The organism is Streptomyces sp. NPDC056948, from assembly GCF_042674225.1.
In the GTDB taxonomy this organism is placed as follows: Bacteria; Actinomycetota; Actinomycetes; order Streptomycetales; family Streptomycetaceae; genus Streptomyces; species Streptomyces purpurascens.
In genome coordinates, this window is the sequence record NZ_JBHUQX010000702.1 from 1 (window position 1) to 2754 (window position 2754).

Below are 2754 nucleotides of genomic sequence, written 5' to 3' on the forward strand. Positions count from 1 at the left end.
TGACACGCGCCGCCGCACGCCGGGAGCGTGACACGGGCTCACGTGGTTGATCGTCGCGTCATGGCCGAGCACAGTCCCTGCACCGCTCGCGGCGAGACACCACTGCAGCGCGCCGGCGGCGACCTTCCTGGTCTGCGTCGCACTGTGGGGCGTGCTCCCCCGGCTGGTGCGGCGGGCGGGGCTGCGGGAGGAGGCGAACGGCGGCTGCGGGGAACCGGAGCCCGCTGTCGAGGAGGCGGCGCCCCAGGGCACCGTCAGGATCCCCGCACCGCGTCGGGGAGGAGCGTCGCGCCGGGAGGCGTCGCTGCGGCGCCGGTGACAGGCTCTGCGAGGAGGGTGGCGCGGACGTCGGTCACGCCGGTGGGTGTGCGCGCGCTCGGGGCCGGCGCGCCGTGGTGAGGCTACGGCTCCTGCTGTCCCGCCGCCGTCATGGGCTGGGCCGGGACGGTCCACGGAAATTCGACGGAGATGGTCTTGCCGCCCTCACGGGTGGGGCGGATCCTGAGCCTGCCGCCGCACTCGGCGGTCAGCCAGCGGATGATGACCAGACCGCGGCCGTTGTCCTGCTGTACCGCGGCGGGGAGCCGTCTGGGGAGCCGTGGGTGGCTGTCCGTGACACCGATGCGCAGCCGTTCGTCGCGGTCGAGCGCGACGTCCACCGTGAACGTGGGCGACTGCCCGAAGGTGTGCAGGACGGCGTTGGTGGCGAGCTCGGAGATGATGAGCCGGATGGTGTCGGACACTTCCGTGTCCGCCGGCAGGCCCCACTCCGCCAGCGTGTCCACCACGTAGGCGCGCGCTGCGGAGACCGAGGCTGGATCGCTCGGCAGAGTGACGGATGATTCCAAATGGTCTGCCATGGCGACGTCGTCCCTTTCCCACGGGACCGCAGCCCGACACGGAGCGGATGGTTCGAGTACGGTCCCGGACTGGTGCTTCGCCGCCAGAGTGCCACCAGAACACCCGCGAAGGGCGGCGATCCACCAAGATATGCATATATCTGTCGCCCAAAGCGGTGAACTCTACGACGCGAGACCGTATTCGGGTGGCTCGGAAGGAGTAAGGAGAACCCATGCAGCACGGTCCCGCGGTGCGCCGCCGGAAACTGGGCGCCGAACTGCGCGCGCTGCGCACTTCGGCGGGCCTCACCAGCGGTGAGGCGGCCCGGCTGGTGGGCTGGCACCAGTCCAAGGTCAGCCGGATCGAGACGGGCACGAGCGGGGTGAAACCGGCCGATGTGCGGTTACTTCTCGACGCCTACGGTGTGGCGGACTCCCAACTTCGCGAGCTGCTTCTGGTATTGGCGGGGTCCGACGACGGGGGCGGCCGGCACCACTGGTGGCACGCCTACCGCGGGGTGCTGCCGCCGACCTACCGGGACTTCATCAGCCTGGAGTCCCAGGCCACCGCGATGCGCACGCTGGAGACCACCGTCGTTCCGGGGCTGCTCCAGACGCCCGAGTACGCGCGTGCGGTGACGAAGGCCGCGGTGGAGGGCCTGCCGGAGGACCGGCTCGACACGCTGGTCGAGGTGCGACTGGCCCGGCAGGACGTGCTGCGCGCGGATCCGCCGCTGGAACTGAGCGCCGTCCTGGACGAGGCCGTGCTGCGGCGGGAGGTGGGCGGGCCCGGAGTCATGGCCCGGCAGCTCGAACGGCTGGTCGAGGCGGCGCGCCTGCCCCAAGTGCGGCTCCAGGTACTGCCGTTCGCCGCCGGGGCGCACATCGGTGTCACCGGCCCTTTCGTTATCTTCTCATTTTCGAGCACTTCTGATCTGAACGTGGTTGTTCTCGACCACTTGACGAGTAGCCTCTACCTCGAACGGAAAGAAGACCTCCAGGCCTACACGGAGGCCTTCAACGCCCTTCAGATCCACGCCCTTTCGCCCGAGGACTCGTTGGATTTCATCGCCGGGACAGCCGCCGGCGCGTAAGGAGGCACCATGCGTGCACTGCCTCGTCATGTCCCCTCAAGCATCGAGCTGCACGGTGTGCGGTGGTTGCGCAGCAGCTACAGCACCGGCGCGAACAACTGCGTCGAGACCGCGCGTCCGGATACCCCGCCCTGGGCCGGACTGCTCGCCGTGCGGGACTCCAAGGACCCGGCCGGGCCCGCGCTGCTCTTCTCATCGAGGAGCTGGGCGGAGTTCACGGCCGCGGTCGACCGCATCTGACCGTTTCTGATCAGTCCGTCATCGCTCAGTCCGTCATCGTGCGACGCACGACCGTGTCACGCCGACTCATGGCCGCGTCTCGCCGATCAGCCGTACAGCGCGTTCGATCTGTTCCCCGGTCAGGTCCGCGCGGGCGGTCAGCCTGAGTCGTGAGATGCCGTCGGGCACGGAAGGAGGACGGAAGCAGCCCACGGCCAGGCCCGCCGCGCGGCACTCGGCCGCCCAGCGCACGGCGTCCTCGGGTGAGGGCGCGCGCACCGAGACCACCGCGGCGTCCGGACGCACCGCTTCCAGACCCGCGGCGGTCAGGCGTGCGTGCAGTTCGCTCGCCACCGCACGGGCCCGTGCCGCCCGTTCCGGCTCGCGACGCAGCAACCGCAGGGCCGTCAGGGCCGCCCCCGCCGCCGCGGGGGCGAGTCCCGTGTCGAAGATGAACGTCCGTGCCGCGTTGACCAGGTGGTCGATCACCCGGGCGGGGCCGAGGACGGCTCCGCCCTGGCTGCCGAGCGACTTGGACAGCGTGACCGTGACGACGACGTCGTCGGCGCCCGCGAGCCCCGCCGCGTGCGGGGCGCCGCGGC

4 protein-coding genes are annotated in these 2754 nt (G+C 71.0%); 2 read left to right on the plus strand and 2 right to left on the minus strand.

All coding sequences use genetic code 11. The annotated features are described in order from the left end of the window. Window positions 1-401 precede the first annotated feature (401 nt). Complete coding sequence (locus tag ACFTZL_RS43710) at window positions 402-860, minus strand: ATP-binding protein (protein WP_382595848.1); 459 nt, start codon at window positions 858-860, stop codon at window positions 402-404. Window positions 861-1072: 212 nt separating this feature from the next. Here ACFTZL_RS43710 and ACFTZL_RS43715 point away from each other — a divergent pair, with 212 nt between their 5' ends. Further along, window positions 1073-1933, plus strand: coding sequence for a helix-turn-helix domain-containing protein (locus ACFTZL_RS43715; RefSeq protein WP_382595851.1), 861 nt, complete (start codon window positions 1073-1075; stop codon window positions 1931-1933). Window positions 1934-1942: 9 nt separating this feature from the next. Continuing rightward, the gene (locus ACFTZL_RS43720; RefSeq protein WP_382595854.1) at window positions 1943-2173 is read left to right on the plus strand and encodes a DUF397 domain-containing protein; all 231 of its coding nucleotides are present in this window, start codon (window positions 1943-1945) and stop codon (window positions 2171-2173) included. Window positions 2174-2239: 66 nt separating this feature from the next. Here ACFTZL_RS43720 and ACFTZL_RS43725 read toward each other — a convergent pair. Continuing rightward, window positions 2240-2754: aminotransferase class I/II-fold pyridoxal phosphate-dependent enzyme (locus ACFTZL_RS43725; RefSeq protein WP_382595857.1), on the minus strand; the 515-nt coding region annotated here is incomplete at its 5' end.